Annotated in this window: 18 protein-coding genes; 16 read left to right on the top strand and 2 right to left on the bottom strand. The window is 68.0% G+C overall.

Annotated elements, in window-relative coordinates:
• Window positions 1-248: 248 nt before the first annotated feature.
• The gene (locus ACKN61_RS19600) at window positions 249-2,837 is read right to left on the bottom strand and encodes a penicillin-binding protein 1A (RefSeq protein ID WP_408950878.1); all 2,589 of its coding nucleotides are present in this window, start codon (window positions 2,835-2,837) and stop codon (window positions 249-251) included.
• A gap of 404 nt (window positions 2,838-3,241) precedes the next feature.
• On the opposite strand from ACKN61_RS19600, the gene ACKN61_RS19595 reads away from it, so the two are divergent.
• The 16 genes from ACKN61_RS19595 (at window position 3,242) to ACKN61_RS19520 (ending at window position 20,977) form a co-directional block, all read left to right on the top strand.
• A complete protein-coding gene (locus tag ACKN61_RS19595; RefSeq protein WP_031372629.1) occupies window positions 3,242-4,300 on the top strand; it encodes a pilus assembly protein PilM in 1,059 nt (352 codons plus the stop codon).
• Window positions 4,300-5,091, top strand: coding sequence for a PilN domain-containing protein (locus ACKN61_RS19590; protein WP_408950877.1), 792 nt, complete (start codon window positions 4,300-4,302; stop codon window positions 5,089-5,091). The genes ACKN61_RS19595 and ACKN61_RS19590 overlap by 1 nt, the downstream gene beginning before the upstream one ends.
• 14 nt (window positions 5,092-5,105) lie before the next feature.
• The gene (locus ACKN61_RS19585) at window positions 5,106-5,786 is read left to right on the top strand and encodes a type 4a pilus biogenesis protein PilO (protein WP_408950876.1); all 681 of its coding nucleotides are present in this window, start codon (window positions 5,106-5,108) and stop codon (window positions 5,784-5,786) included.
• A gap of 1 nt (window position 5,787) precedes the next feature.
• Window positions 5,788-6,339, top strand: coding sequence for a pilus assembly protein PilP (locus ACKN61_RS19580; protein WP_408950875.1), 552 nt, complete (start codon window positions 5,788-5,790; stop codon window positions 6,337-6,339).
• Window positions 6,340-6,354: 15 nt separating this feature from the next.
• Complete coding sequence (locus ACKN61_RS19575; protein WP_408953871.1) at window positions 6,355-8,442, top strand: type IV pilus secretin PilQ; 2,088 nt, start codon at window positions 6,355-6,357, stop codon at window positions 8,440-8,442.
• Window positions 8,443-8,788: 346 nt separating this feature from the next.
• The gene (locus ACKN61_RS19570; RefSeq protein WP_408950874.1) at window positions 8,789-9,817 is read left to right on the top strand and encodes an AAA family ATPase; all 1,029 of its coding nucleotides are present in this window, start codon (window positions 8,789-8,791) and stop codon (window positions 9,815-9,817) included.
• Window positions 9,818-9,884: 67 nt separating this feature from the next.
• Window positions 9,885-10,781, top strand: coding sequence for a DUF58 domain-containing protein (locus ACKN61_RS19565; protein ID WP_408950873.1), 897 nt, complete (start codon window positions 9,885-9,887; stop codon window positions 10,779-10,781).
• On the top strand, window positions 10,778-11,233 hold the full coding sequence (locus ACKN61_RS19560) for a DUF4381 domain-containing protein (RefSeq protein WP_408950872.1): 456 nt from the start codon (window positions 10,778-10,780) through the stop codon (window positions 11,231-11,233). Before ACKN61_RS19565 ends, ACKN61_RS19560 begins: the two co-directional genes overlap by 4 nt.
• Window positions 11,233-12,234 carry a vWA domain-containing protein gene (locus ACKN61_RS19555; protein WP_408950871.1) on the top strand — a complete coding sequence of 334 codons (1,002 nt, stop codon included), beginning with the start codon at window positions 11,233-11,235 and terminating at the stop codon, window positions 12,232-12,234. Before ACKN61_RS19560 ends, ACKN61_RS19555 begins: the two co-directional genes overlap by 1 nt.
• Window positions 12,231-14,012: a VWA domain-containing protein gene (locus tag ACKN61_RS19550; protein WP_408950870.1), complete on the top strand. Its 1,782-nt coding sequence runs from the start codon at window positions 12,231-12,233 to the stop codon at window positions 14,010-14,012. The genes ACKN61_RS19555 and ACKN61_RS19550 overlap by 4 nt, the downstream gene beginning before the upstream one ends.
• Window positions 14,013-14,017: 5 nt before the next feature.
• Window positions 14,018-15,739, top strand: coding sequence for a BatD family protein (locus tag ACKN61_RS19545; RefSeq protein ID WP_408950869.1), 1,722 nt, complete (start codon window positions 14,018-14,020; stop codon window positions 15,737-15,739).
• Between the two features lie 221 nt (window positions 15,740-15,960).
• Window positions 15,961-17,340 (top strand): dicarboxylate/amino acid:cation symporter, encoded by a 1,380-nt coding sequence (locus ACKN61_RS19540; RefSeq protein WP_408950868.1) that lies wholly within the window; start codon window positions 15,961-15,963, stop codon window positions 17,338-17,340.
• A 305-nt stretch (window positions 17,341-17,645) separates the two neighbouring features.
• Window positions 17,646-19,646, top strand: a complete 2,001-nt coding sequence (gene tkt, locus ACKN61_RS19535) for a transketolase (RefSeq protein WP_408950867.1) — start codon at window positions 17,646-17,648, stop codon at window positions 19,644-19,646.
• Window positions 19,647-20,023: 377 nt separating this feature from the next.
• Window positions 20,024-20,206 carry a hypothetical protein gene (locus ACKN61_RS19530; RefSeq protein ID WP_408950866.1) on the top strand — a complete coding sequence of 61 codons (183 nt, stop codon included), beginning with the start codon at window positions 20,024-20,026 and terminating at the stop codon, window positions 20,204-20,206.
• A gap of 9 nt (window positions 20,207-20,215) precedes the next feature.
• Complete coding sequence (locus ACKN61_RS19525) at window positions 20,216-20,623, top strand: hypothetical protein (protein WP_408950865.1); 408 nt, start codon at window positions 20,216-20,218, stop codon at window positions 20,621-20,623.
• 27 nt (window positions 20,624-20,650) lie between these two features.
• Window positions 20,651-20,977, top strand: a complete 327-nt coding sequence (locus tag ACKN61_RS19520; RefSeq protein ID WP_408950864.1) for an acyltransferase family protein — start codon at window positions 20,651-20,653, stop codon at window positions 20,975-20,977.
• Window positions 20,978-21,451: 474 nt separating this feature from the next.
• Here the strand turns inward: ACKN61_RS19520 and ACKN61_RS19515 are convergent, their stop codons facing one another.
• A complete protein-coding gene (locus ACKN61_RS19515; RefSeq protein ID WP_408950863.1) occupies window positions 21,452-23,599 on the bottom strand; it encodes an acetyl-CoA hydrolase/transferase C-terminal domain-containing protein in 2,148 nt (715 codons plus the stop codon).
• Window positions 23,600-23,655: the final 56 nt, after the last annotated feature.

Genomic DNA, 23,655 nt, shown 5'->3' with positions numbered 1-23,655 from the left:
GCGCTCGCCGCGGCCGGGTAGGGCTGGCATGACCAAACCTAGCACGTTCGTCGGTCAGGGCAATGTCCATGCGGCTCGCCGTCGCCGCGGCAGGGCGCGAGGCGCCTGATTCAGCAAGATACGACCTGGCAAACGCGACCGGGCAAGACGCCAGGCCAGGCGCGGACGATCCGAGCCGCGCGATGGCGCAAGAAAAGGCCGCACGCGCTGCGTGCGGCCCTGGCCGGGGCCTTGCCTGGGACAGGCGATCAGAAGATGTCGTAGGACTCTTCCGACGGCGCGGATTCTTCGTTGCCGTAATCGGTGTAGGTCTGCATGCGTTCGAGGTCTTCGGCCTTGACCCACTCGATCACGCCGCCGGCGCCGTCGGGAATCAGCGCGCCGTTGCCGGCGACGGAGACCTTGACCATGCCCTGCGGCGGCTCGTTGACGGCAAGCGGCTGATCCTTCAACGCCACCCGCATGTAGTCGATCCAGATCGGTAGGGCGGCCTTGCCGCCGTATTCGCGGTAACCCAGCGACTTGTAGTTGTCGCGGCCCACCCAGACCGTGGTGACGTAAGGGCCGCCGAAACCGGAGAACCAGGCGTCGCGGTGGTCGTTGGTCGAACCGGTCTTGCCGCCGACGTCCTCGCGGCCGAGCACTTTGGCCGCGGTGCCGGTGCCGCGCTTGACCACGTCGCGCAGCATCGAAACGATCTGGTAGGCGATGCGGTCGTCGATCGCGCGCGGCGCCAGGTTCATGCTCGCCTTCTCGGCCGCAGTCAGTTCCTTCTTCGGCGCGGCCGGCTTGTCCTCGGCCTTCTTGGCCTTCGGATCGGGCTTCTTCGGGTCGGGCTTGGCCGTGTCGCCGGTGCCGCCGGCCGGGCCCAGGTCGAAACCGTCGACCACCGTGCTGGCCTGCACCGCGACCGAGGTGCCGCCGCGGCCGCCGCATTCGGGGCAGGCGGTGGCCGGCTTTTCCTTGAACACCACGGCGCCGGCGCGATCCTTGACCTCGTCGATGAACCACGGGGTGATGCGGAAGCCGCCGTTGGCGAACACCGAATAGCCTCGTGCGACCGACAGCGGCGTCAGCGAGGCGGTGCCGAGCGACATCGACAGGTTCGGCGGCAGCTGCTCCGGGTCGAAGCCGAAGTGGCTGATGTACTTGCGGGCGAAGTCGACGCCCATGGCGTCGAGCAGGCGCACCGAGACCAGGTTGCGCGACTGCACCATCGCTTCGCGCACGCGCATCGGGCCGGCGAAGTTACCGCCGTCGTTCTGCGGGCGCCACAGGTGGCCGCGGCGATCCTTGAACACCACCGGGGCGTCGAGGACGATCGAGGCCGGGTTGTAGCCGCGTTCGAACGCCGCCGCATACACGAACGGCTTGAAGCTCGAGCCGGGCTGGCGGCGCGCCTGGGTGGCGCGGTTGAACTTGGCGCCGGCGAAGCTGTAACCACCGGAGAGCGCGCGCAAGGCGCCGTTGCTGGGCTCCAGCGATACCAGCGCGGCCTGCGCTTGCGGCAGTTGGTCGAGGCGGTAGCTCACCACCGGCGGCTTGGCCGGCACGGCGGGCACGACCGGTGCGGCCGCCGCGGTGCCGGTTTGAGCGGCGGGAGCGGCTACCGGTTCCGTCGCGGTCTCGGTGCGCTGGATGCGCACCACGTCGCCGCGCTTGACCAGGCTGCCGGGGCTGCGGCCGCCGAAGCCCTGCTTCTCGGTGAGGGTCAGCTCGGTGCCGTCGCCGAGCACGACGTTGGCCTGGCCGCCGCTGCTGCCGAGCACGACCGCCGGCAACAGATTGGCCTGGGCCGGGATGCCGCGCAGGCGCTGGCGCGCGGTCGCGGCGTCCTCGCCGGCGGCGAGGTCGAAGTGCTGCTCGACCCCGTGCCAGCCGTGGCGGCGGTCGTAGACCGACAGCCCGTCGCGCACGGCCTTGTCGGCGGCGACCTGCAAAGTCGGGTCGATGGTGGTGGTGACGTGATAGCCCTTGGTCAGCGCCTCGGCGCCGTAGCGGGCGATCATTTCCTGGCGCACCATCTCGGCCACGTAGGGCGCGTAGACCTCGACCGGGCGCTCGTGCGGGCTGGCGTGCATCGGCACGGCCTTGGCCTGCGCGGCTTCGTCGGCGCTGATGAAACGCTGCTCGGCCATGCGGTCGAGGATGTAGTCGCGGCGCAACTTGGCGCGGTCGGGATTGCTGAGCGGGTTGCCGCTGGACGGGAACTTCGGGATGCCGGCCAACGAGGCCATCTCGTCGAGCGAGAGCTCGCTCATCTTCTTGCCGTAGTAGAACTCGGCCGCGGCGCCGACGCCGTAGGCGCGGTTGCCGAAGAAGCTCTTGTTCAAGTACAGCTCGAAGATCTCGTCCTTGCTGAGCTCGCGCTCCATGCGCATGGCCAGCAGCATCTCGCCGAGCTTGCGCTTGTAGCTGTATTCCGAGCTCAGGAAGAACTGGCGCGCGACCTGCTGGGTGATGGTCGAGCCGCCCGGGACGCGCTTGTCGTCGGTGGTCGCCAGCAGCCAGATCGCCCGGCCGATACCCTTGTAGTCGATGCCGTGGTGCTTATAGAAGCGGGCGTCCTCGATCGCGATGAACGCCTGCTTGAGCCGCTCGGGCACGTCCTCGATGGCGATCGGGTAGCGTCGGGTCTCGCCGAACAGCGCCATCAGGCGGCCGTCGCGGGCATAGACGTACATCGGCTCCTGCAGCTCGACCGTGCGCAGGGTCTCGACGTCGGGAAGCTTGGGGACGATCAGGTAGTACAGGGTGCCGAGCGCGATGGCGCCCAGCAGGACTGCGCCGATGAACGCATAGAGCGCCCAACGCAGCCAACGGCGAATACGGGACATCGAATCGGATTCCGGAGTCGGTGGTCGTGACGGGCAAGTATAGAGGAGCGCGGATGGCGGCCCCGGTTTCGGCGCCAGCCGACCGGCGGTCGGCGACGGAACCGGTTCGGGCGAGTAGGGTGGTGGCGCGACCACGCGCCGCAGGGCGGCCGCGATGGGGGCGATTGGGGGCAATCGGCACGGAACGGGATGACGGGTAGTCGGGCTGGGGAGGGCCCGCGGTGTTGCGCCGTCTTACAGGCAGTCGACAGACTGACGGTGGGGGTCACGTGACGTTGCGGGTCAAAAAAGCACGACTGGGTTGGCAATCGTGAAAGAAGTGGTTGCCAGCCTGTGAAAAGTCCGTTATCTAAGCCGGGGCCACACGAAGTGCGCGTAAGCGCTTGTGGCATGGGGAGATAACTGTGGGACTCATCACGAAAAGCCAGCCGGCATTGGTCGGCGTGGACATCAGTTCGACGGCGGTGAAGCTGTTGCAACTCTCACGAGTCGGCAATCGCTACCGCGTTGAGCACTATGCTGTGGAACCGCTGCCGCCCAATGCGGTGGTGGAGAAGAACATCGTCGAGGTCGAGGCGGTGGGCGAGGCGATCAAACGTGCGGTCGCGAGGTCGGGGACCCGCGTCAGGCATGCCGCTGCGGCCGTCGCCGGTTCCTCGGTGATCACCCGCGTGATCGGCATGCCGAACGACCTGGAAGGGGACGAGTTGGAGTCGCAGATCGAGCTGGAGGCGGCCAACTACGTGCCGTACCCGATCGATGAGGTGAACCACGACTTCGAGGTGCTCGGCCCGATGCCCGGCAGCCCGGACATGGTCCAGGTATTGCTCGCGGCGTCACGTTCGGAGAATGTCGAGGTTCGCGCTTCGGCGCTGGAACTCGGCGGACTGACGCCCCGCGTCATGGACGTGGAAGCGTTCGCCATCGAGAACGCCTTCGCGCTGCTGGCCGACACCCTGAGCAGCCCGCGCGACGGTCTGGTCGCCCTGGTCGACTCCGGCGCGACCATGACCACCCTCAACGTGCTGCGCAACGGCCGCAGTCTGTACCACCGCGAGCAGGTCTTCGGCGGCAAGCAGCTGACCGACGAGGTCATGCGCCGCTACGGACTGAGCTACGAGGAAGCCGGTCTGGCCAAGCGCCAGGGCGGATTGCCCGAGAGCTACCAGGCCGAGGTGCTGGAGCCGTTCAAGGAAGCGATGGTCCAGCAGGTCAGCCGCCTGTTGCAGTTCTTCTACGCCGGCAGCGAATTCAACCGTGTCGACCAGATCGTACTGGCCGGCGGCGGCGCTTCGATTCCGCGCATCGCCGAGATGGTCGAGGAACAGCTCGGCGTCCCGACCACGGTGGCCAATCCGCTCGCGCACATGACCCTCGGACCGCGCGTCCAGGCGCATGCGCTCGCACAGGACGCCCCCGCGCTGATGATCGCCTGCGGCCTGGCCCTGAGGAGCTTCGACTGATGGCACGCATCAACCTGCTCCCGTGGCGCGCCGAACGGCGCAAGGCACGTCAGAAAGAATTCGGCGCCATCCTCGGCCTGTCGGCTCTGGTCGCCGTCGCGCTTTCGGTGCTGATCGTTTTCTATTACAGCAGCGAAATCAGCGGTCAACGCAAGCGTAATTCCTTCCTCGAAGCGCAGATCGCCGAGGTCGACAAGAAGATCACCGAGATCGAAGAGCTCGACAAGAAGAAGGCCAAGCTGCTCGCCCGCAAGGAAGTGATCGAAAAGCTGCAGTCCAACCGTTCGCAGATGGTCCATCTGTTCGATTCGCTGGTGCGCACCATCCCCGATGGCGCAGTGCTCACCGCGATCAAGCAGGATGCGGAAACGTTGACGCTCGAAGGCCGGGCCCAGTCCAACGCCCGCGTCAGTACCTACATGCGTACTCTGGAAACCTCCGGCTGGATGACCAAGCCCGACTTGAGCATCATCGAAGCCAAGGGTGACGAGAAGGGCCTGCCGTACGAGTTCAAGCTCCAGGTCAAACTGGCGAATCCGAACGCGCCGAAGGACGAGGACGGCGACGGTGTTCCCGATGAGCCGGTCGTTTCGGCCGAGGCCGCGGACGTAGCCGCTGCCGGGACCGCGCCTGCGGCCGCCGCAGCGCCGGCACCGGGTGCCACGCCGCCGGCCGCCGCGCCTGCCGGGGCCGCGCAACCGGCCGTCAAGCCGGCTGCTGAAGCCGCCAAGCCTGCTGCCGCGCCGGCCAAGCCCGCGTCGGCGCCCACCAAGACAGGAGCCGCGTCGTGAGCAGAAAGGCTTCTATGAAGAACCTCGACATCAACAACATCGGCGGCTGGCCGCGTCGGGCCCAGATCATTTTCTGCGGCCTCGTCGGCGTGGTGATCATCGGCCTGGCCTGGTGGCTGTTCGTCAGCGACAAGCGCACCGAACTTGAAGGCCTGGAGCGCAAAGAGACCGATCTGCGTACCACCTTCGAGACCAAGCAGGGCCGGGCCGCCAACCTGGAGCCGCTCAAGCAGCAGCTCGTGCAGATGGAACAGCAGCTCCAGCAGATGCTGCGTCAGTTGCCGAGCAAGACCGAGATGCCCGACCTGATCGTCGACATCTCGCAGACGGCCCTGGCCACCGGCATCGCCAACGAGTTGTTCCAGCCCGGCGCCGAAGTCCCGAAGGAGTTCTACGCCGAGAAGCCGATCGCTCTGCGCATGGTGGGCACCTACCACCAGTTCGGCGCCTTCGTCAGCGGCGTGGCGTCGCTGCCGCGCGTGGTCATCATGACCATGCACGACATCTCGCTGAAGCCCAAGGGCAAGAACAACAAGGACGCGGTCGGCGGCATCACGCCGAACAGCCCGCTGGAATTGGCCGGTACGGTCAAGACCTACCGCTATCTGGACGAGGAAGAGATGGCTGCGCAGACTCCGGCGGCTGAAGACGCGGCTGGCAACAGCGACGGCGCGAACAAGAAGGAGGGCAGCTGAGATGCGCGCACGCTTCGTTCTCAATCGTTCCTTCGTCGGCGGCCTGTGCGCCATCGCCATGGCGCTGGTCGTCAGCGGTTGCTTCCGCAGCATCTCGAGCACGCCGGGCGACGCGCCCAATCTCGAGAAGTGGGTCGCCGAGGTCAAGGCCAAGCCCGCGCCGCCGCTGGACCCGCTGCCGGTCATGCAACAGTTCGAGACCTTCGAATACGCCGCGCAGGACCTGCGCGATCCGTTCAGCACCGCCTTCACCGACGAAGACGACGGCTCCGGCCTGCGTCCGGACAAGGTGCGGCGCAAGCAGTTGCTCGAACAGTTTCCGCTCGACGCTCTGGACATGGTCGGCACGCTCGGCCGCGGTAGCGGTACGGTGGCGCTGGTGATGGCGCCCGACAAAGTGACTTATCGTGTTCGACCCGGTGCGTACATGGGGCAGAACGACGGTCGTGTGACCGCCGTGACTGAGGAGCGCATCGACTTGGTGGAACTGGTGCCGGACGGCGCAGGCGGTTGGCTGGAACGTCCAGCTTCCGTGGCGCTCGAAGATCAATGATTAGGGGATAGCATGATGATCGTACTCAACGCCAAATCCATGCCGTCGGCTCGACGCCCCATGGCTTCCGGTCCGCGCATGGCCGGACTCGTCGTCGGCCTGCTGGCTGGCATCAGCGCCGTCCACGCGGCGCCGCCTGCGGCTGCGACGACGGCACCCGCTGTCCAGGCACCCACGGTGCAAGTCGCGCCGACGCCGAGCAACGACCCGAGCAAGCAATTGCCGGGCACGATCTCGGTGGCCAACATCGACTTCAAGCGCGGCGACGGCGGCTCCGGCAAGCTGATCGTGCGTTTCAACGGCGACGGCGCCCTGCCGGACCTGCGTAACCAGGGCTCCGAAGTCCTGGTCAACGTCGGCAATGCGCAACTTCCCGCTTCGTTGCAGCGTCCGCTCAACGTCAGCGACTTCGCCACGCCGGTGCAGCGCGTCGAAGCGCGCACCAGCGGCACCGGGACCCAGTTGGTGCTCAACACCAGCGGTGCCTACGACACCATGGCCTACCAGACCGGCCGCGAGTACATCGTCGAGGTCGTGCCGCGCACGGCGGCGACGGGCAATCGCGCGGTCGGTGCGGCCGGCGCCAAGTCGGCGGCGAGCGCAGCGGGCAGCAGCACTGGCTCCACTCAGCCCGGCGTGGTCCGTTCTTACTCCGGCCGTCCGGTGACCTTCAACTTCCAGGACGTGCCGGTGCGCACCGTGCTGCAGTTGGTGGCCGAAGAGTCCAACCTCAACATCGTCGCGGCCGACACCGTGCAGGGCAACGTCACCCTGCGCCTGGTCAACGTGCCGTGGGATCAGGCGCTCGACATCGTCCTGCAGGCCAAGGGCCTGGACAAGCGCCGCAGCGGCAACGTGGTCTGGGTCGCCCCGCAGGCCGAGGTCGCCAAGTACGAGCAGGACCGCGAAGACGCGCGCATCGCTCTCGACAACCGCGTCGACCTGACCACCGAATACATCCAGATCAACTACCACAACGCCGCGCAGATCTATAAGGCGCTGACCGAGGCCAAAGGCATCGGCGGCGGCGGTAGCAGCGGCGGTGGAGAAGGTGGCGGTACCAGCAACGAAAACGGCTTCCTTTCGCCGCGCGGCCGCCTGGTCGCCGACGAACGCACCAACACCCTGATGATCAGCGACATTCCGAAGAAAGTCGTGCAGATGAAGGAACTGATCCGGGTCATCGACCGTCCGGTCGACCAGGTCCTGATCGAGGCCCGCATCGTCATCGCCACCGAAAGCTTCGCCCGCGACCTCGGCGCGCGTTTCGGCGTCTCCGGCCAGAAGGGCGACGTGATCACCAGCGGCACGCTGGAGAGCATCAACAACTATCGCAACACCACCGCCAAGAACGCGCTGATCCGCGACCAGGCCAGCAAGCTGACCGCCGACGCCGATCTGTTCCGCGTCTCGGATCCGGCCAAGGCCACCTCGTTGCTGGACCAGGCTCGTTCGCTGCTGCAGACGATGACCAATCCGGCCTTCCTGTTCCCGGCCAGCCTCAACAGCAACGTCGGCATCGCCAATCCGGCCGGCGCGCTTGCCTTCACGATCCTCGGCAAGTACGTCAACCTGGACATGGAATTCACCGCGATGCAGACCGAAGGTCGCGGCGAAGTGGTCTCCAACCCGCGCGTGGTCACCAGCAATCAGCGCGAAGCGGTGATCAGCCAGGGCCAGGAAGTCGGCTACGTGACGATCTCCCCGCAGCAGGGCGGCAACAGCATCCCGATCCCGAACGTCCAGTTCAAGGACGTGCTGATGGAGATGAAGGTCAATCCGACCATCACCAACGACGGCCGCGTCTTCCTCAACATGAACGTGAAGAAGGACGAGATCGAGGGCTTCGTCGACACCTCGATCGGTCAGGTGCCGCAGATCAACAAGCGCAACATCAACACCGCGGTGCTGGTCGAAGACGGTCAGACCGTCGTGATCGGCGGCGTCTACGAGTTCCGCGATCGCACCGACCTGTCCAAGGTGCCGTTCCTGGCCGACATCCCCTTCCTCGGCAATCTGTTCAAGAAGAAGAGCCGCAGCAAGGAGAAGGCCGAGCTGTTGATCTTCGTCACCCCCAAGGTGATGAAGGTGACTCAGCGCTGATCCACCGCGTCGAGCGTCCGACCCGGGGACGGGCGGACACATCAGTCGCATCGCAAAGAGGGCCTTCGGGCCCTCTTTGCATTTCTGCCCGTGGTTCGCACAAGCTGAATGACGGCCGGGAGCGCGCCCGGCCGCGGTCGATTTCGAAGCCTCGCACGAAGACCGCCGCGGCCGGTGTTAAGCGGCGCCAATCAAGCACTTGCGTCGTGCATCGCATGGATTTGCCGCGGCCAAACCGCGTTCGCGACGGCCGCGGTTCGATGCATTTGTCGCGCTTTTTGAACCCCGATGGCGAACTTCGGTCAAAATCGACCTGATCTCGCCTTTGATCGTCATTGGATACCGGATGGACAGCAGCCTCGAACGCACCCGTGACACCGTTCCCGCGCAGGCCGGCGCCGAGACCGCGCGCCTGCACGACGCTTTCCGCGCCCTGCGCGATGCGCTCGCGCTGGAGATCGTCGGCCAGGCCGAACTGATCGAACGGCTGTTGATCGCCTTGCTCGCCGACGGCCATCTGCTGGTCGAGGGCGCGCCGGGCCTGGCCAAGACCAGTGCGGTGCGTGCCCTGGCCTCGCGTCTGGAAGCCGATTTCGCCCGTGTCCAGTTCACGCCCGACCTGCTGCCGGCCGATCTGACCGGCACCGAAGTCTGGCGCCCGCAAGAGGGCCGCTTCGAGTTCCAGGCCGGGCCGATCTTCCACCCGATCCTGCTCGCCGACGAAATCAACCGCGCGCCGGCCAAGGTCCAGTCGGCGCTGCTCGAGGCCATGGGCGAGCGCCAGGTCACGGTCGGCCGTGCGACCTATGCCTTGCCGCCGTTGTTTCTGGTCATGGCCACGCAGAACCCGATCGAGCAGGAGGGCACCTTCCCCTTGCCGGAAGCGCAGCTCGACCGCTTCCTGATGCATGTGCGCATCGGCTATCCGGAAGCCGCCGCGGAAACCGAGATCCTGCGCCTGGCCCGCGAACGCGCGCGCCAGACCTTGCAGACCGTGACCACGCCGGTCGAGAAAATGCCGCAGGCCGACGTGTTCGCCGCGCGCGCGGCCGTGCTCGATCTGCACGTGGCGCCGGCGGTCGAGCGTTACCTGATCGAGATCGTGCTGGCCTCGCGCGATGCCGCGCGCTACGACGCCGCGCTGGCGCGACGCATCGCCTGGGGCGCCAGCCCGCGCGGCTCGATCGCCTTGGAACGTTGCGCCCGCGCGCACGCCTGGCTGGCCGGTCGCGATTTCGTCACTCCCGACGACGTGCGTGCGATCGCTCCGGAGGTGCTGCGTCACCGCATCCTGCCGAGCTACGAGGCCACCGCCGAAGGCTGGGACGGCGACCGCCTGCTCGGGGAATTGCTCAAGAAGGTGCCGTTGCCTTGAGGGCCGCGATTCGCGAATCGGGATCCGGGATTCGTAACGGCGACATGCGCGCAAGCGGAATGGGCCGATGAGCGAAGGCATCGTTCCGGGTCTGGCGGAACTGGTCGCGCTGCGCGCGTTGGTCAGCGGGCGCCGCAGTGCGCGCCTGGGCCGTCACGGCGTCAGCGGGCAGGCCTTGTCGCCGCTGCGCGGGCGCGGCATGGAATATGCGGAGTCGCGCGAGTACTCGCACGGCGACGATGCGCGTCATATCGATTGGCGCCTGACCGCACGCACCGGCCGCGCGCATACCAAACTGTTCCAGGCCGAGCGCGAGCGCTTGACCTTGATCGTCGCCGACACCGCGCCTTCGCTGTATTTCGGCACCCGCGTACGCTTCAAATCAGTGCAGGCCGCGCGCGCGGGTGCGGTCGCGGCCTGGGCCGCGGCGCGCGACGGCGACCGCATCGCCGCGCTGCGCGGCAGCCTGCGCGAGCCGCCGGTGACGCCGGCTTCAGGCCCGCGCGGCGCCTTGCGCGTGCTCGATGCGATGGTGCGCTGGTATGCGCAGCCGCCAGCCGACGATGCCGGCCTGGAGGTCGCGCTCGATCACGCCGCGCGCTTGTTGCGGCCGGGTTCGCGCCTGATCGTGCTCGCCGACCCGGCCAGCATCGCGGCCTTGCCGCAGCGCCGCTGGCCGGTGCTCGCCCAACATCATGAAGTGATCGTGCTGCTGCTGACCGATCCGATCGAAACCCAGCCGCCGCAGACGGCGTTGCCGTTCAGCCGCGACGGCCAGCGGGTCGAACTCGATCTCGGCATCGATGCGCAGCGTAAGCGTTGGCACGACCAGTTCGTCGCGCCGGTCCAGCTCGCCCTGGAGAAACTGCCGGCGCGCGGGGTGCGCGTGCAGGCCTTGTCGACCGAGGCGCCGAGCGAATCGTGGTTACCGTTGCTGGGCCGTTCGCGGCCCTTGGTGGCGTGATGGATGCGACCCTGCCGCTGCGCGATGTCCACCAACCGGATGCGCCGTCCCTGTGGCCGCTGGCGCCGGGCTGGTGGCTGCTGATCGCCGTGGTCGCGATCGTCGCGCTGTCGGTATATGTCTGGCAGCGTCGCCGGCAACGGCGGCGGCGCGATATCGCGCGGGTCTTCGACCACGCGCTCGAAGCCGCCGCCACGCCGGCGGCCGAAGTCGCGGCGATGTCGGAGCTGTTGCGCCGCGCCGCGCGCCGCCACGATCGCCAGGCCGATCGCCTGCAGGGCGAGCAGTGGCTGGAGTTCCTCGATGGCGGCAGCAAGCGCAGCGACTTCGTCGACGGCCCTGGGCGCCTGTTGCTCGACGGCGGCTATCGGCGCGAGGCCGACCCGGCCCAGGTCGCGGCCTTGCGCGAACTCGCCCGGCAACGCTTCCTGCGTTGGATGGGGGCGCGTTGATGTCCTGGCTGAGCGATTGGCGCGAGTTGTTCGCCTGGCCCTGGTGGCTGTTGGCCCTGCCGTTGCCTTTGCTTGCGCGTTGGCTGTTGCCGGCCGCGCGCGATGCCTCGGCCGCACTCAAAGTGCCGTTCGGCGAACGCCTGGATGCGATCGCCGCAGTGGGCGGGCGCAGCCTGCGCGGCGGCGGTGCGGGTTGGTTGCTGTGGTTGGCCTGGGCCTTGTTGTGCATCGCCGCGGCGCGCCCGCAGCAACTCGGCGAAGCGGTGCAGCCGCCGCAGATCGGCCGCGACATGATGCTTGCGCTCGACCTGTCGGGCAGCATGAGCGAACCGGACATGGCCCTGAACGATGCGCCGGTCGACCGCCTCACCGCCGCCAAGGCGGTACTCGCCGACTTCCTCGATCGCCGCGTCGGCGATCGCATCGGCTTGATCGTGTTCGGGCGCCGAGCTTACGTGCTTACGCCCCTGACCCTGGATCGCGACACCGTGCGCGACCAGCTCAAGGACAGCGTGGTCGGCCTGGCCGGGCAGGAAACCGCGATCGGCGACGCGGTCGGCCTGGCGGTCAAGCGCTTGCGCGAACAGCCTTCGGGGCAGCGCGTGCTGATCCTGTTGACCGACGGCGTCAACACCGCCGGTGCACTCGATCCGAACAAGGCCGCCGAACTCGCGCGCGATCATCAGGTGCGCATCCACACCATCGCCTTCGGCGGCGACGGTTCCTTGTCTCTGTTCGGTTTCAAGATCGCGGTGCCGGGCGGCGACCCGCTCGACGAAACCTCGTTGCGCGCCATCGCCCAGACCACCGGCGGGCGTTTCTTCCGCGCCCGCGACACCGCCGAGCTGGCCGGCATCTATGCCGAGATCGACCGCATCGAACCGGTGCAGCGCCCCGGTAAAGCGGTGCGGCCGCGCATCGAGCGCTACGTCTGGCCGTTGGCGGGCGCGTTCGGGCTGGCCCTGTTGGCCTTCGCGTGGCCGCGACGGAGGCCGGCATGAACCCGTCGCTGTGGCTGCAGAATCTGGCGCCCTTGCAGTTCTTGCGTCCGCATTGGCTATGGGCCTTGCTGGCGCTGCCGTTGTTGGCGTGGGTATGGCGCCGGCGCCGCAATCGCAGCAGCGTGTGGCGTAGCGCGGTCGATCCACATCTGCTGCCGCATCTGCTCGACGGCCGCGACGGCCGTCGTTCGCGTTTCGCCGCGGCGACGGCGGTGTTCGCCTATGCGCTGGCGGTGTTGGCGCTGAGCGGGCCGAGCTGGCGCCAGAGCGAGCAGCCCTTGTGGCAGGGCAGCACGCCCTTGGTGATCGCGCTGGACCTGTCGAGCCGAACCCTGGCCGGCGACCTGCCGCCGACGCGGCTGGCGCAGGCGCGGGCCAAGCTCGCGACCCTGTTGAAGCTGCGCGATGGCGGCCAGGTCGGCTTGGTCGTATACGCCGACGATGCCTATACGGTGGCGCCGCTGACCGACGACGCGCGCAACGTCGCGGTGTTCCTGGATGCGCTGTCGCCCGATGTCATGCCGGGCGACGGCCAGCGCGGCGACCGCGCCATCGAATGGTCCGCGCGCCTGCTCGCCCAGGCCGGTTTCGAACGTGGCGAAATCGTGTTGATGACCGACCGCGCCGACGCGGCCGCGCGCCGCGCCGCGGCGCAGGCGGCCGATCGCGGTTATCGCGTCTCGGTACTGGGCCTGGGCGGCGAAACCGCGACCCCGTTCCAGCGTCCCGACGGCAGCATCGTCAGCGTCAAGCTGGATGCCGACTCGCTGCGCGCACTCGCCGCCGACGGCGAGGGCCGTTACGCGAGCATCGGCCGCGGCGATGAAGACTTGCGGACGCTGCGGTTGCTGGCGCCGGAGGTGTCCGATGCCGGCAGCGCGCGCGGCGAGAAGAGCCTGGCCCGCGAAGACAACGGCTATTGGCTGTTGCCGCTGTTGATGCTGCTGGCCTTGTTCGCGTTCCGCCGCCGCAGCGGCGTGGCCGCGGTCGTGCTGATCTGCCTGTGCTGGCCGGCGATGCAGCCGGCGCAAGCGCAGGGCCTGTGGCAGCGCCCGGATCAGGCCGCGCACGAACGCATGCGCGAAGGCACCCAGGCCTACCGCAAGGGCGAGTTCGAGCGTGCCGGCGAGCTCTATCAGCGCGCCCAAGGCGCCGATGCGCAGTACAACCTCGGCAACGCGCTGGCGCGCCAGGGGCGTTATCCGGACGCCATCGCGGCCTACGATCGCGCGCTCAAGCTGCAGCCCGGCATGGCCGACGCCCTGGCCAACAAACGCGCGGTCGCAGCGGCGATGAAGCGCCCGCCGCCGCCGAAGGGCGGCGGCGACGGCAAGAACTCGAAATCGCAGGACGGCAAGAGCGGTCAGAACGACAGCCAAGGCCAGGATGCGCAGCAGGGCGGGCAGCAGGGCGGGCAGCCGCAGCCGGCGTCGCCGAAGCCGGCGCCGCCCAAGCCCTCGCAGGACTCCGGCGACCCCGCCCAATCCCAGCCGAAGCCCGGCGGCGAATCCAAGCCGTCCGACCGCGAAGCCCAGCGCAAGGCCGATGCGGCCCAGCGCGAACGCATGCAGCGCGAACTTGCGCGCCAGGGCAAGGACCCTGCACAGCAGCCTGCTGCCGGGCGCAAGCCCGGGCAGGAAACACCGGTCGAGCGCGAACGCCGGCTCGCCAACGAAGCCTGGCTCAAGCGCGTCCCCGACGATCCGGGCGGCCTGCTGCGCGAGAAGTTCAAGATCGAATACGAGCGGCGCCAGATGGAAGCGCTGCGAGGGGATTGAAACCGATGTCGCGATGGATGGGCCAACTTGGGTTGTGGTTGTTGCTGGCGACGCTCAGCACGGGCGCGTTCGCGCAAACGCGCGCCTGGCTCGACCGCGAGCGCATCAATGCCGGCGAAACGGTGACCCTGAACGTCGAGACCACCGGCTCGCTCGGCAACAGTCCCGACTTCGCCCCGCTGCGCGGCGATTTCGTGTTGAGCGCCAGCAGCAGCAACAGCGAGATGGTGCCGGGCAAGAACGGCCTGGCCGTGCGCAGCCAATTCTCGGTGCTGCTGCAGCCGCGCCGCAGCGGCCGCATCGCGATTGCGGCGCTGCAAGTCGGCAGCGAGAGCACCCAGCCGCTGGCGCTGGAGGTGCTGGGCGAACCGGCCAGCGCGCCGCAGGGCGCGGGCGGCGACGTCTTCATCGAGAGCGAAGCCGACGACCTCAGCCCCTACGTGCAGCAGGCGGTGGGCTGGGTGGTGCGTCTGTACGCGGCGGTGCCGTTGCTGGCCGGCAAGATCGACCAGCCGGTGCCGGAAGGCGCGTCGCTGATGCGGGTCGGCGACGACGCGCAGTACAGCCGCGATATCGCCGGACGCCGCTACACCGTGGTCGAACGGCGTTTCCTGCTGGTGCCCGAACGCAGCGGCGCCCTCAGCGTGCCGGCGGCGCTGTTCGAAGGGCGCAGCGCGCCGGGCTTCATCGACCAGATCATGGGCGGCAGCGGCGACGAACTGCGCGCGCGCGCCCGGCCGCGTAATCTGAACGTGCAGGCGCTGCCGGCCGACGCGCCGCAGCCGTGGCTGCCCTTGCACGACCTGAGCCTGCGTTATCGCGCCACGCCGCAGGAGCTGCGGGTCGGCAGCGCGGCGACCCTGGTGGTCGAGGCGACGGTCGACGGCGCCAACGCCGCGCAGCTGCCCGAGCTGGAACTGCCGCCGATCGACGGCGTGCAGGTGTTTCCCGAGCCGGTCCAGGCCGACGACGGTTTCGCCGACGGCCGCCCGCGGGTGAAGCTGACGCGCAAGTTCTCGCTGGTGCCGTCGCGCACTGGCCCGACCCGGCTCGACGGCCTGCGCATGGAGTGGTGGGACGTCGCCGGCGGCAAGCCGCGCAGCAGCGCCCTGCCGCCGCTGTCGTGGACGATCGCGGCGGCCGGCGGTGCGGCCGCGGCGGCTCCTACGGCTGCGTCCGCTGCAGCGGGTGCGGCCACGACCCTTGCCGATGCCTTGCCGGCCGGTGCGGCGGGGGCGGCTGTCGGTGCCGCGCCTGCGGGCGGCATTTCCAGCGCTTGGGCCTTGGCGGCGCTGCTGTTCGCGGCGCTGTGGCTGGCGACCCTGGTCTGGGCCTTGCACCTGCGCAGCCATCCGGCTGCCTTGCTGCCAAAACCGGGCGCCGAGGTCACCGCCGACACCGCCGCTGCGGTCAAACGCGTGCCGGTCAACGTGCCGGCCTTGCGCCAGATGATCGATCTCGCCGATTTCGACCACATCGCGACCGTGCTGCGTTCGCTGGCGCATCCGCCGGCGGCCGACGACGACGAACTGGTCGAGCGCCTGGCCGATCCGGCCCAGCGCGAGGCGGTGCAGGCGCTGCGCCGCGCGCGCTGGGGCGGAGGCGACGGCGTCGCCGCGCGTGCGCAACTGCGCCAAGCCTTCGCCCAGGGGCCGTCGTGGCACGAGGCGGAGCAGACGACAGCGTCGCCGTTGCCGCCGCTGTATCCCCCGCGCAAGCCGTCCTGAGCGAGCCCTGCTTGAGCGAGCCCTGCTTGAGCGAGGCATGTTCGAGCGAGCCATGCTCGAACGAGCCCTCCTGAGCCGCCCGGCGCCCTGAGCGGGCGCCGCGATCGCCGCTCCACCCGCCGACGCGTGCTCCGCCGGCCTCGACCGGTGCGGCTGCGACGCAGCAAGGCCGCCGCGGGCCCCTGGTGTATCCTGCCCGCTGTTTGGGCCAGGCCGGATTCATGAGCGAAAACCTTAACGCGCGCAAGCCGCTGCCGTTGCATTGGAAGATGGCGATCGGCTTCCTCGCGGGCCTCGTCCTCGGCCTGATCGTCTACGCCGCCGGCATCGGCAGCGTCACCTACGCGCAACTGGCCGGCCAGGTCTGTCCGGCCACCACGGCCGGCGCCGATGTCGCCTGGCAGTGCCGCCCGCTGCTCAAGCTGCTCACCGAAACCGTCACCGGCCCGGCCGGCGAAATCTTCCTGCGCCTGATCTTCATGCTGGTGATCCCGCTGTTGTTCTCGGCGCTGGTCATGGGCGTGAGCGAGATGGGCGACATCCGCTCGTTCGGCCGGGTCGGCTGGCGCACGCTCGGCCTGACCGTGCTGATGTCGGCGCTGGCGGTGATCCTCGGCTTGGTCATGGTCAACCTGTTCCAGCCCGGCGCCGGCGTCGACCCGGCCCAGGCCCAGTTGATGATGAGCGAGAACGCCGAGCGCGCGCAGAGCATCGTCCAGGGCAGCGCCAACGCGCCCAAGGGCATCCAGATGCTGGTCTCGATCGTGCCCAGCAACGTCATCCAGGCCGCCGCCAACGACGCCATCCTCGCGGTGATGTTCTTCGCCCTGATGATCGGCGTGGGCATGGTGCTGACCCGCTCCAAGGCCGTGGACACCCTGCGCGAAGGCATCCAGGGCCTGTTCGACATCTCCATGACCCTGATCGGCCTGGTCATCAAGCTGGCGCCGTACGCGGTGTTCTGCTTCATGTTCAACCTGGCCTCGGCGTTCGGTTGGGACCTGCTGTTCAAGCTCGCCAAATACGTCGCCGTGGTCGTCGCCGCGCTCGCGATCCATCTGTTCGTGGTCTATTCGCTGGCGCTGAAGTTCTTCGGCGGCCGCTCGCCGATGGAGTTCTTCAAGGGCGTACAGGAGGCGATGGTGCTGGCGTTCTCGACCGCGTCGAGCAACGCCACCCTGCCGACCGCGTTGCGCGTGGCCGAAGAGGAGCTGCACTTGCCGCGTCGGGTGTCGCGCTTCGTGTTGACCGTGGGCGCGACCGCCAACCAGAACGGCACCGCCCTGTTCGAAGGCGTCACGGTGATCTTCCTGGCCCAGTTCTTCGGCGTCGACCTGAGCCTGGGCCAGCAGGTGATGGTGATGCTGGTGTGCATCCTGGGCGGCATCGGCACCGCCGGCGTGCCCTCGGGTTCGCTGCCGGTGGTCGCGATGATCTGCGCCATGGTCGGCGTGCCGGCCGAAGGCATCGGCCTGATCCTCGGCGTCAATCACTTCCTCGACATGTGCCGGACCACGCTCAACGTCACCGGCGACATCGCCATCGCGGCGATGGTGTCGCGCGGCGTCGCCGATCCGCCGGCCGAAAGCCTGGCGGACTGAGGCCGCTGCCGCGAGCGCACGAAAACCCGCCTGAACGGCGGGTTTTTCGTTTGCGCGAGGGCTTGCGCGACCGTCCGCACGCTCGGCCCGGCAGGCTTCGTGGCCGAGCGCACCGATCACTTGTGGCGAGCGTGCCGATCCTGCCCTCGAAGCAGGCCCGGCGCGGTTTTCCGCGCATTTGCAAGCCCGGCGTGCGGCTTTCGGCCATTGCTGCGGGGCGACACGGCGGCGCCGGGATGGGACAATGGCGGCTCTTCGCCGGTCCCGTCGGGAGCGGCTTCCAAGCCCCCAGCATGCAGACTCCCATGACGACGCACAGCCGCCGCGACCTTGCCAACGCCATTCGTTTCCTCGCCATCGACGCGGTGCAGGCCGCCAACTCCGGTCATCCGGGCATGCCGATGGGCATGGCCGACATCGCCGAGGTGCTCTGGAACGACTACCTGACCCACAACCCGAACAATCCGAAGTGGTTCAACCGCGACCGCTTCATCTTGTCCAACGGCCACGGCTCGATGCTGCAGTACGCACTGCTGCACCTGTCCGGCTACGACCTGTCGATCGAAGACCTCAAGCGCTTCCGCCAGCTCGAGTCCAAGACCCCGGGCCACCCGGAAAACTTCATGACCCCGGGCGTGGAGACCACCACCGGCCCGCTCGGCCAGGGCCTGGCCAACGCGGTCGGCATGGCGCTCGGCGAGAAGCTGCTCGCACAGCGTTTCAACCGCCCCGAGTTGAGCATCGTCGATCACCGCACCTGGGTGTTCATGGGCGACGGCTGCCTGATGGAAGGCATCTCGCACGAAGCCGCCTCGCTCGCCGGCACCTGGGGCCTGGGCAAGCTGGTCGCGTTCTGGGACGACAACAAGATCTCCATCGACGGCAACACCGACGGCTGGTTCACCGACGACACTCCGGCCCGCTTCGAGGCCTACGGCTGGCGCGTGATCCGCAACGTCAACGGTCACGACGCGGTCGAGATCAAGACCGCCATCGACACCGCGCTCAAGCACGACGACAAGCCGACCCTGATCTGCTGCCGCACCACCATCGGCTTCGGCTCGCCGGCCAAGGCCGGCAAGGAATCCTCGCACGGCGCGCCGCTCGGCAAGGACGAAATCGCCGCGACCCGCGCCGCGCTGGAATGGCCGTACGGCGACTTCGAGATTCCCGAAAGCATCTACGACGGCTGGCGTTCGCGCAGCACCGGCCTGGTTCGCGAGGACCAGTGGAACCGCCTGTTCGACGCCTATGCCGCGCGTTACCCGGACGAAGCCGCCGAGCTGACCCGCCGTTCGCACGGCGAACTGCCCGACGACTTCCTCGCCCAGGCCAACGCCTACATCGCCAAACTGCAGGCCGACGGCCCGACCATCGCCTCGCGCAAAGCCTCGCAGATGGCGATCGAGACCTTCGCGCCGCTGCTGCCGGAACTGATCGGCGGTTCCGCCGACCTGGCGCATTCCAACCTGACCCTGTGGAAGGGCAGCAAGTCGGTCGCGACCGACGACCCGAACGCCAACTACATCTATTACGGCGTGCGCGAATTCGCGATGACCGCGATCAGCAACGGCCTGCAGTTGCATGGCGGTTTCATCCCCTACGACGCCACCTTCCTGGTGTTCAGCGACTACGCCCGCAACGCCGTGCGCATGAGCGCGCTGATGGGCGCGCACGCGATCCACGTCTACACCCACGATTCGATCGGCCTCGGCGAAGACGGCCCGACCCACCAGCCGGTCGAGCACCTGGCGTCGCTGCGCTACATCCCCGACAACGACGTCTGGCGTCCCTGCGACGCGGTCGAGTCGGCGGTGTCGTGGCGCGCGGCGATCGAGCGCAAGGACGGCCCGAGCTGCCTGATCTTCTCGCGTCAGAACCTGATGCATCAGCCGCGCACCGACGAGCAGGTCAAGCAGATCGCGCTCGGCGGCTACGTGCTGCGCGACAGCGAAGGCACCCCGGACGCGATCCTGATCGCGACCGGTTCCGAAGTCGGCCTCGCCACCCAGGCTGCCGACGTGCTCAGCGCCGAAGGCTTCAAGGTGCGCGTGGTGTCGATGCCGTCGAGCGACGTGTTCGACCGCCAGCCGTTCGAGTACCGCGAGTCGGTGCTGCCCAACGCCGTGCGCAAGCGCGTCGCGATCGAAGCCGGCGTTACCGGCTTCTGGCGCAAGTACGTCGGCCTGGACGGCGACGTGATCGGCATCGACGGCTTCGGTGCCTCGGCCCCGGCCGAGGCCCTGTTCCCCCACTTCGGCTTCACCGTCGAGCGTGTGGTGTCGGCGGTCAAGAACCTGGCCTGACCGGTTCGGGCAGGCCGCGCCGCCGCCGCTCGGTGGCGTGGGCCTGCAAGGCGAGGTGCGACGACGCTCCGGCGGGCCGCACCAACGCGTGACGAGGCTCGGGGCCGATCCGGAACCGAGCCGGATGACGCCCTCCGGTGGATCGCGCCGGCGACCGTGTCCTTCCTTAGCTGCCGAGGCCATGACATGGCATGGCACAAGACCTCAACACCGAGCCGCTGCAGTCCCGCTTGCCCCAGTTGGATGCGCTGCGGCCTGGCCGCCTTGTATGTGGTGATCTATCACGTCATGGCGATGACCGATCCCGATCTCGCCGTGCTAGCGGCGCTCCTGCCGTTCGTCGATGGGCGGTCACCCGTGTCGCCCTGTTCTTCGTCATGAGTGCGTTTTCGTTGTCCCTGACCCGGCCGCGCCATGCCGCATCGGGCGCGGCCTTGCGCAGTTTTTATCTGAACCGGTGGTTCCGCATCGCGCCCTTGCTGCTGGTGTTGCTGGCGGTGATGTTGCTCACGGACCAACTCCGCGAGTCGGCCCGCTACGGCGTTGCCGAGACGGTCTAGAACGTATCGATGTTGTTCGGCCTGTCGCCGGATTGGCAGTCTGGCATCGTCATGGGCAGTTGGACCATCGGCGTCGAGGTGCTGTTCTACCTGCTGTTCCCGCTGTTCCCGCTGTTCGCCCTTTACGCGCGCGGGCTGCTCGGACAGGTACTGTTGCTCGCACTGGCGTTCGCGCTGTCGCTGTGGGCGGCCGGGTGGCCGGCGCCGTTCGCGCACCTGGGCGGCGTTTATGGAGCCTTGACGCATTGGCCGGTATTCGCCTGGGGCTGCGTCCTGTTCCAGCTCTGGTTATGCCTGCGCGACAAGCCCGTGCGCATTCGCCGACCGCTCGGCGTCGCCTTGTTGCTGATCGGTATCCTCGGCAACGCCTTGGTGTTCTATCGGCTGCTGCCGCCCGTGCCGGGGCTGAGCGATTGACTCCAGTGCGCCCTGTTCTACGGTGCGATGTTGCTGGGTCTGTTGCTGGCCAATAATCGCTTGCTGGTGAATCGAGCGACCTGTTTCCTGGGTGCGATCAGCTACTCGCTTTATCTCGTGCATCCGTTCGTGGTGTCGCGCTTGTACGGCGTGTTCGCAAGGTTGTACGAGCATCTTCCGCCGGGAGCGGCGTATGCCGGTTGTGCGGCGATCAGTCTGGCGCTGGCGATTCCGGCCGCGTGGTTGACCTATCGTTTCGTCGAGAAACCGGGCATCCGCCTCGGGCATCGGCTGTTCGCTCGCGTGTCGGCGCGCAAGCGGGCGCCCGTGGGCGAGACGCAGGGGGCCTACTGAGGGCCGGCTCTTGCTTGAAGAACGGAACCTCGCGAATCCTTCCCCTGTAGGAGCGGCGTGAGCCGCGACCGCGTTGCGACGAGTTCACGACGCATCGCTCAAGCAAGATCTAGATCAAACGCTAAAAGCTTCCGCCACTAAAGCGGCGGGTTACTTTCTTTTGTCATAAGCAACAAAAGAAAGGTAACCAAAGAAGTTGCTTTTCTTTGAATCACAGGCCCGCACGATCGGTGCTGACGCAGGGATTTTTCATACGGGACATCCCTGTCCCGATGAAAAACGGCACGCATCCCTGCGTGCCGCCCTTCGGGTCTTCGGTTGCCTTCGCGAGTGCGAAGCGACGCACAGCCACAGCAAAATCTTCACGGCAACGGCAACGGCAACGGCAACGGCAACGGCAAGGAATCTGGATGGACTTGCGGCTCGCAGCGCCTCGATTGGTCTGCGCCGGACACTACGCCCGAGGAAGCGAGCTCAGCCTTGCCCGTCTTGTGCCAGCGCCCAGGACAATAGCCGCGCTTGCAGTTTTTCGCCGAGGCCGGTGGGTTTTTCCAGCTCCATCCGTTGCAATGCTTCGTCGTCGCGGCGGGGAGCGGAGAACACGGCCCGCAGCACGGTGCGCAGGGTGGTCGCACGTGTGGTCGTACTGGCCTTGAGCAGGCCCAGCGCCTTGACCAGGCGTTGCTCGACTTCGGTGAAGTCGCTGCCGAGTGGGTAGTCGGGCAGGGTGCCGTCGGCGCGGAACGGGGCGAGTAGTTCGCGTAAACGTTCCGGGGTGTTGGCGCCGCCGCGTGCGCTCGACGCCGGCTTCGCCGCGCCCGGCGCGAGCTTGCCGGAGGCACGCGCGGCTTCGCGCAGGGCGCCGGCGAAGCGGGTGTCGGCGATCGCGCACATCGCTTCGATGCAGTCCTCGTCGGTCTTGCCGCGCAGGTGGGCGATGCCGTACTCGGTGATGTAGACATCGCGTAGATGGCGCGGGATGGTGGCCTGGGCGTAGTTCCAGACCACGTTGGAGCGCGTCGTGCCGGCGCTTTCGCGGGTCGAGCGCAGCATCAGCACCGAGCGCGCGTTCGGCAGCGCATGCGCCATGGCGACGAAGTTGTACTGGCCGCCCACGCCGGACACCACGCGGCCGTCGTCGAGCGTGTCCGAGACCGCCGCACCGAGCGCAGTCGCCATCATGCAGCTGTTGAAGAAACGCGCATCGCGGCGTTGCAGGCGTTCGAGCGTCTCGTTGCCGCCGTAGAGTTCGTTGACTTCGCTGATCCGGCGCATGCCGATGCCGCGCCGTTGTTCGTCCGACAAGGTGCGCAGCCACTGATAGAAGTCGGGCGAGCCCAGATAAAAGCCGCCCTGCAGGAATTCGCCTTCGGCTTCCAGCCACGCATGGTCTGCGGCGCTTGCGCTGCCGTCGTCGAGCCGGCGCATGAGCTCCAGGTCGTCGACGACCTTGCGTTTGATCACGCCGACTTCGACGAGACGCCGAAACCCCTCGTTGATCATCTCGCTACATCCAAAAAGCCCAGCGCTAAAGGTCCCGAGCGGCGCAACCGGCGCCTTCGCGTTACGCCCCAAGCTCAGGTCATTGGCACTAGAAGCAGGTTGACCGAGCGGCGCAACCGGCGCCATCGCGTTACGGCCTCCGGCCAGGTCATTGGCGCTAGAAGCGGTGTGACCAAGCGGCGCAACCGGCGCCTTCGCGTTACGGTCTCCGGTCAGGTCACCCTGCAACGGAGCCGTGTGCCCACGCGTTGCTCCAACGTCGACTCCCAATGCGGCTATCACCCGCAAATATGCCGCATTGTCGGTATGCCGCAGCGCCAGCGCATGGCACAGCGCATCGGCCAGGGTGCCGATGCCGATCTGCAGGGTGCCGCCGTCGCGCACCAGGGTGCTGGCGTAGAAGCCGATCGCGTAGTCGGCGTCGGTGACCGGCTGCCGCGGCAGCCCGAACAGCTTCGGATGCGGACCCGGCGGAGTCACTACCGCGTCGAAAAAGCCGGGGTCGACGGCGGCGCTGCCGCCGAGCCAGGGCAGTTGCGGATCGACTTCGGCGATCAGCACCGGCCGCGGCAGGCCGCGGGCGACGATCGCATCGACCGCATCGCAGGTCAGGTCGGTATTGCACGACAAGGACAGGCGATCGCCGCCGGGTTCGGCCGCGACCTTCTGCACGATGGCGTTGACGCCGCGGTCGGCCAGAGCGCGAGCGACGTGGGTGTAGTTGAGGCTGGCGTAGCGGCGCTGGGCGGCGACGGCGTTGAGCAGCGCGCCCGATTGCAGATAGAACTCTTCGATCTCGATATGCGCAGGCAGCGTGTTGCGCTTGAGCGCCTGCACATAGCGCAGGCGCGGGAAGTCGTCGCCGAAATGGCGCTGCGCGAACGGACCGACGAAACGCCCCTCCAAACCCTTGCCGGCTCCTGGCGGATCCAGCGACAGCGCCGTGTACAGATGCAGCGGACGCGCGGTTTCGCGTTCGGCCCGGGCGTACAGCGCATTGAGCAGTCGATGCGGCTTGCCCAGGCCGAGCGGGGCACCGACATGCAGTGGGCCGGGCAGTCGTTCGTAGAGGAAAGCGACGGCGTCGTCGAGGGAATCGAAGCGGGCGGGATCGGTCATGCGGGCAGTATCGCATTCCGCGGACGGCGGGCTTGACAGTATCGTTTACATGCGTA

This window comes from Lysobacter sp. Hz25 (genome assembly GCF_046097045.1).
GTDB lineage: Bacteria > Pseudomonadota > Gammaproteobacteria > Xanthomonadales > Xanthomonadaceae > Lysobacter > Lysobacter antibioticus_B.
This window is presented reverse-complemented; position numbering and strand designations above follow the sequence as displayed.

What these genes read in the sequence shown, in the direction of transcription:
- ACKN61_RS19600 (WP_408950878.1), bottom strand. Translation starts at nt 2,837, where the DNA reads ATGTCCCGTATTCGCCGTTGGCTGCGTTGGGCGCTCTATGCGTTCATC.
- ACKN61_RS19590 (WP_408950877.1), top strand. Translation starts at nt 4,300, where the DNA reads ATGGCACGCATCAACCTGCTCCCGTGGCGCGCCGAACGGCGCAAGGCA.
- ACKN61_RS19585 (WP_408950876.1), top strand. Translation starts at nt 5,106, where the DNA reads ATGAAGAACCTCGACATCAACAACATCGGCGGCTGGCCGCGTCGGGCC.
- ACKN61_RS19580 (WP_408950875.1), top strand. Translation starts at nt 5,788, where the DNA reads ATGCGCGCACGCTTCGTTCTCAATCGTTCCTTCGTCGGCGGCCTGTGC.
- ACKN61_RS19575 (WP_408953871.1), top strand. Translation starts at nt 6,355, where the DNA reads ATGATCGTACTCAACGCCAAATCCATGCCGTCGGCTCGACGCCCCATG.
- ACKN61_RS19570 (WP_408950874.1), top strand. Translation starts at nt 8,789, where the DNA reads ATGGACAGCAGCCTCGAACGCACCCGTGACACCGTTCCCGCGCAGGCC.
- ACKN61_RS19565 (WP_408950873.1), top strand. Translation starts at nt 9,885, where the DNA reads ATGAGCGAAGGCATCGTTCCGGGTCTGGCGGAACTGGTCGCGCTGCGC.
- ACKN61_RS19555 (WP_408950871.1), top strand. Translation starts at nt 11,233, where the DNA reads ATGTCCTGGCTGAGCGATTGGCGCGAGTTGTTCGCCTGGCCCTGGTGG.
- ACKN61_RS19550 (WP_408950870.1), top strand. Translation starts at nt 12,231, where the DNA reads ATGAACCCGTCGCTGTGGCTGCAGAATCTGGCGCCCTTGCAGTTCTTG.
- ACKN61_RS19545 (WP_408950869.1), top strand. Translation starts at nt 14,018, where the DNA reads ATGTCGCGATGGATGGGCCAACTTGGGTTGTGGTTGTTGCTGGCGACG.
- ACKN61_RS19540 (WP_408950868.1), top strand. Translation starts at nt 15,961, where the DNA reads ATGAGCGAAAACCTTAACGCGCGCAAGCCGCTGCCGTTGCATTGGAAG.
- tkt (WP_408950867.1), top strand. Translation starts at nt 17,646, where the DNA reads ATGACGACGCACAGCCGCCGCGACCTTGCCAACGCCATTCGTTTCCTC.
- ACKN61_RS19530 (WP_408950866.1), top strand. Translation starts at nt 20,024, where the DNA reads ATGAGTGCGTTTTCGTTGTCCCTGACCCGGCCGCGCCATGCCGCATCG.
- ACKN61_RS19525 (WP_408950865.1), top strand. Translation starts at nt 20,216, where the DNA reads ATGTTGTTCGGCCTGTCGCCGGATTGGCAGTCTGGCATCGTCATGGGC.
- ACKN61_RS19520 (WP_408950864.1), top strand. Translation starts at nt 20,651, where the DNA reads ATGTTGCTGGGTCTGTTGCTGGCCAATAATCGCTTGCTGGTGAATCGA.
- ACKN61_RS19515 (WP_408950863.1), bottom strand. Translation starts at nt 23,599, where the DNA reads ATGACCGATCCCGCCCGCTTCGATTCCCTCGACGACGCCGTCGCTTTC.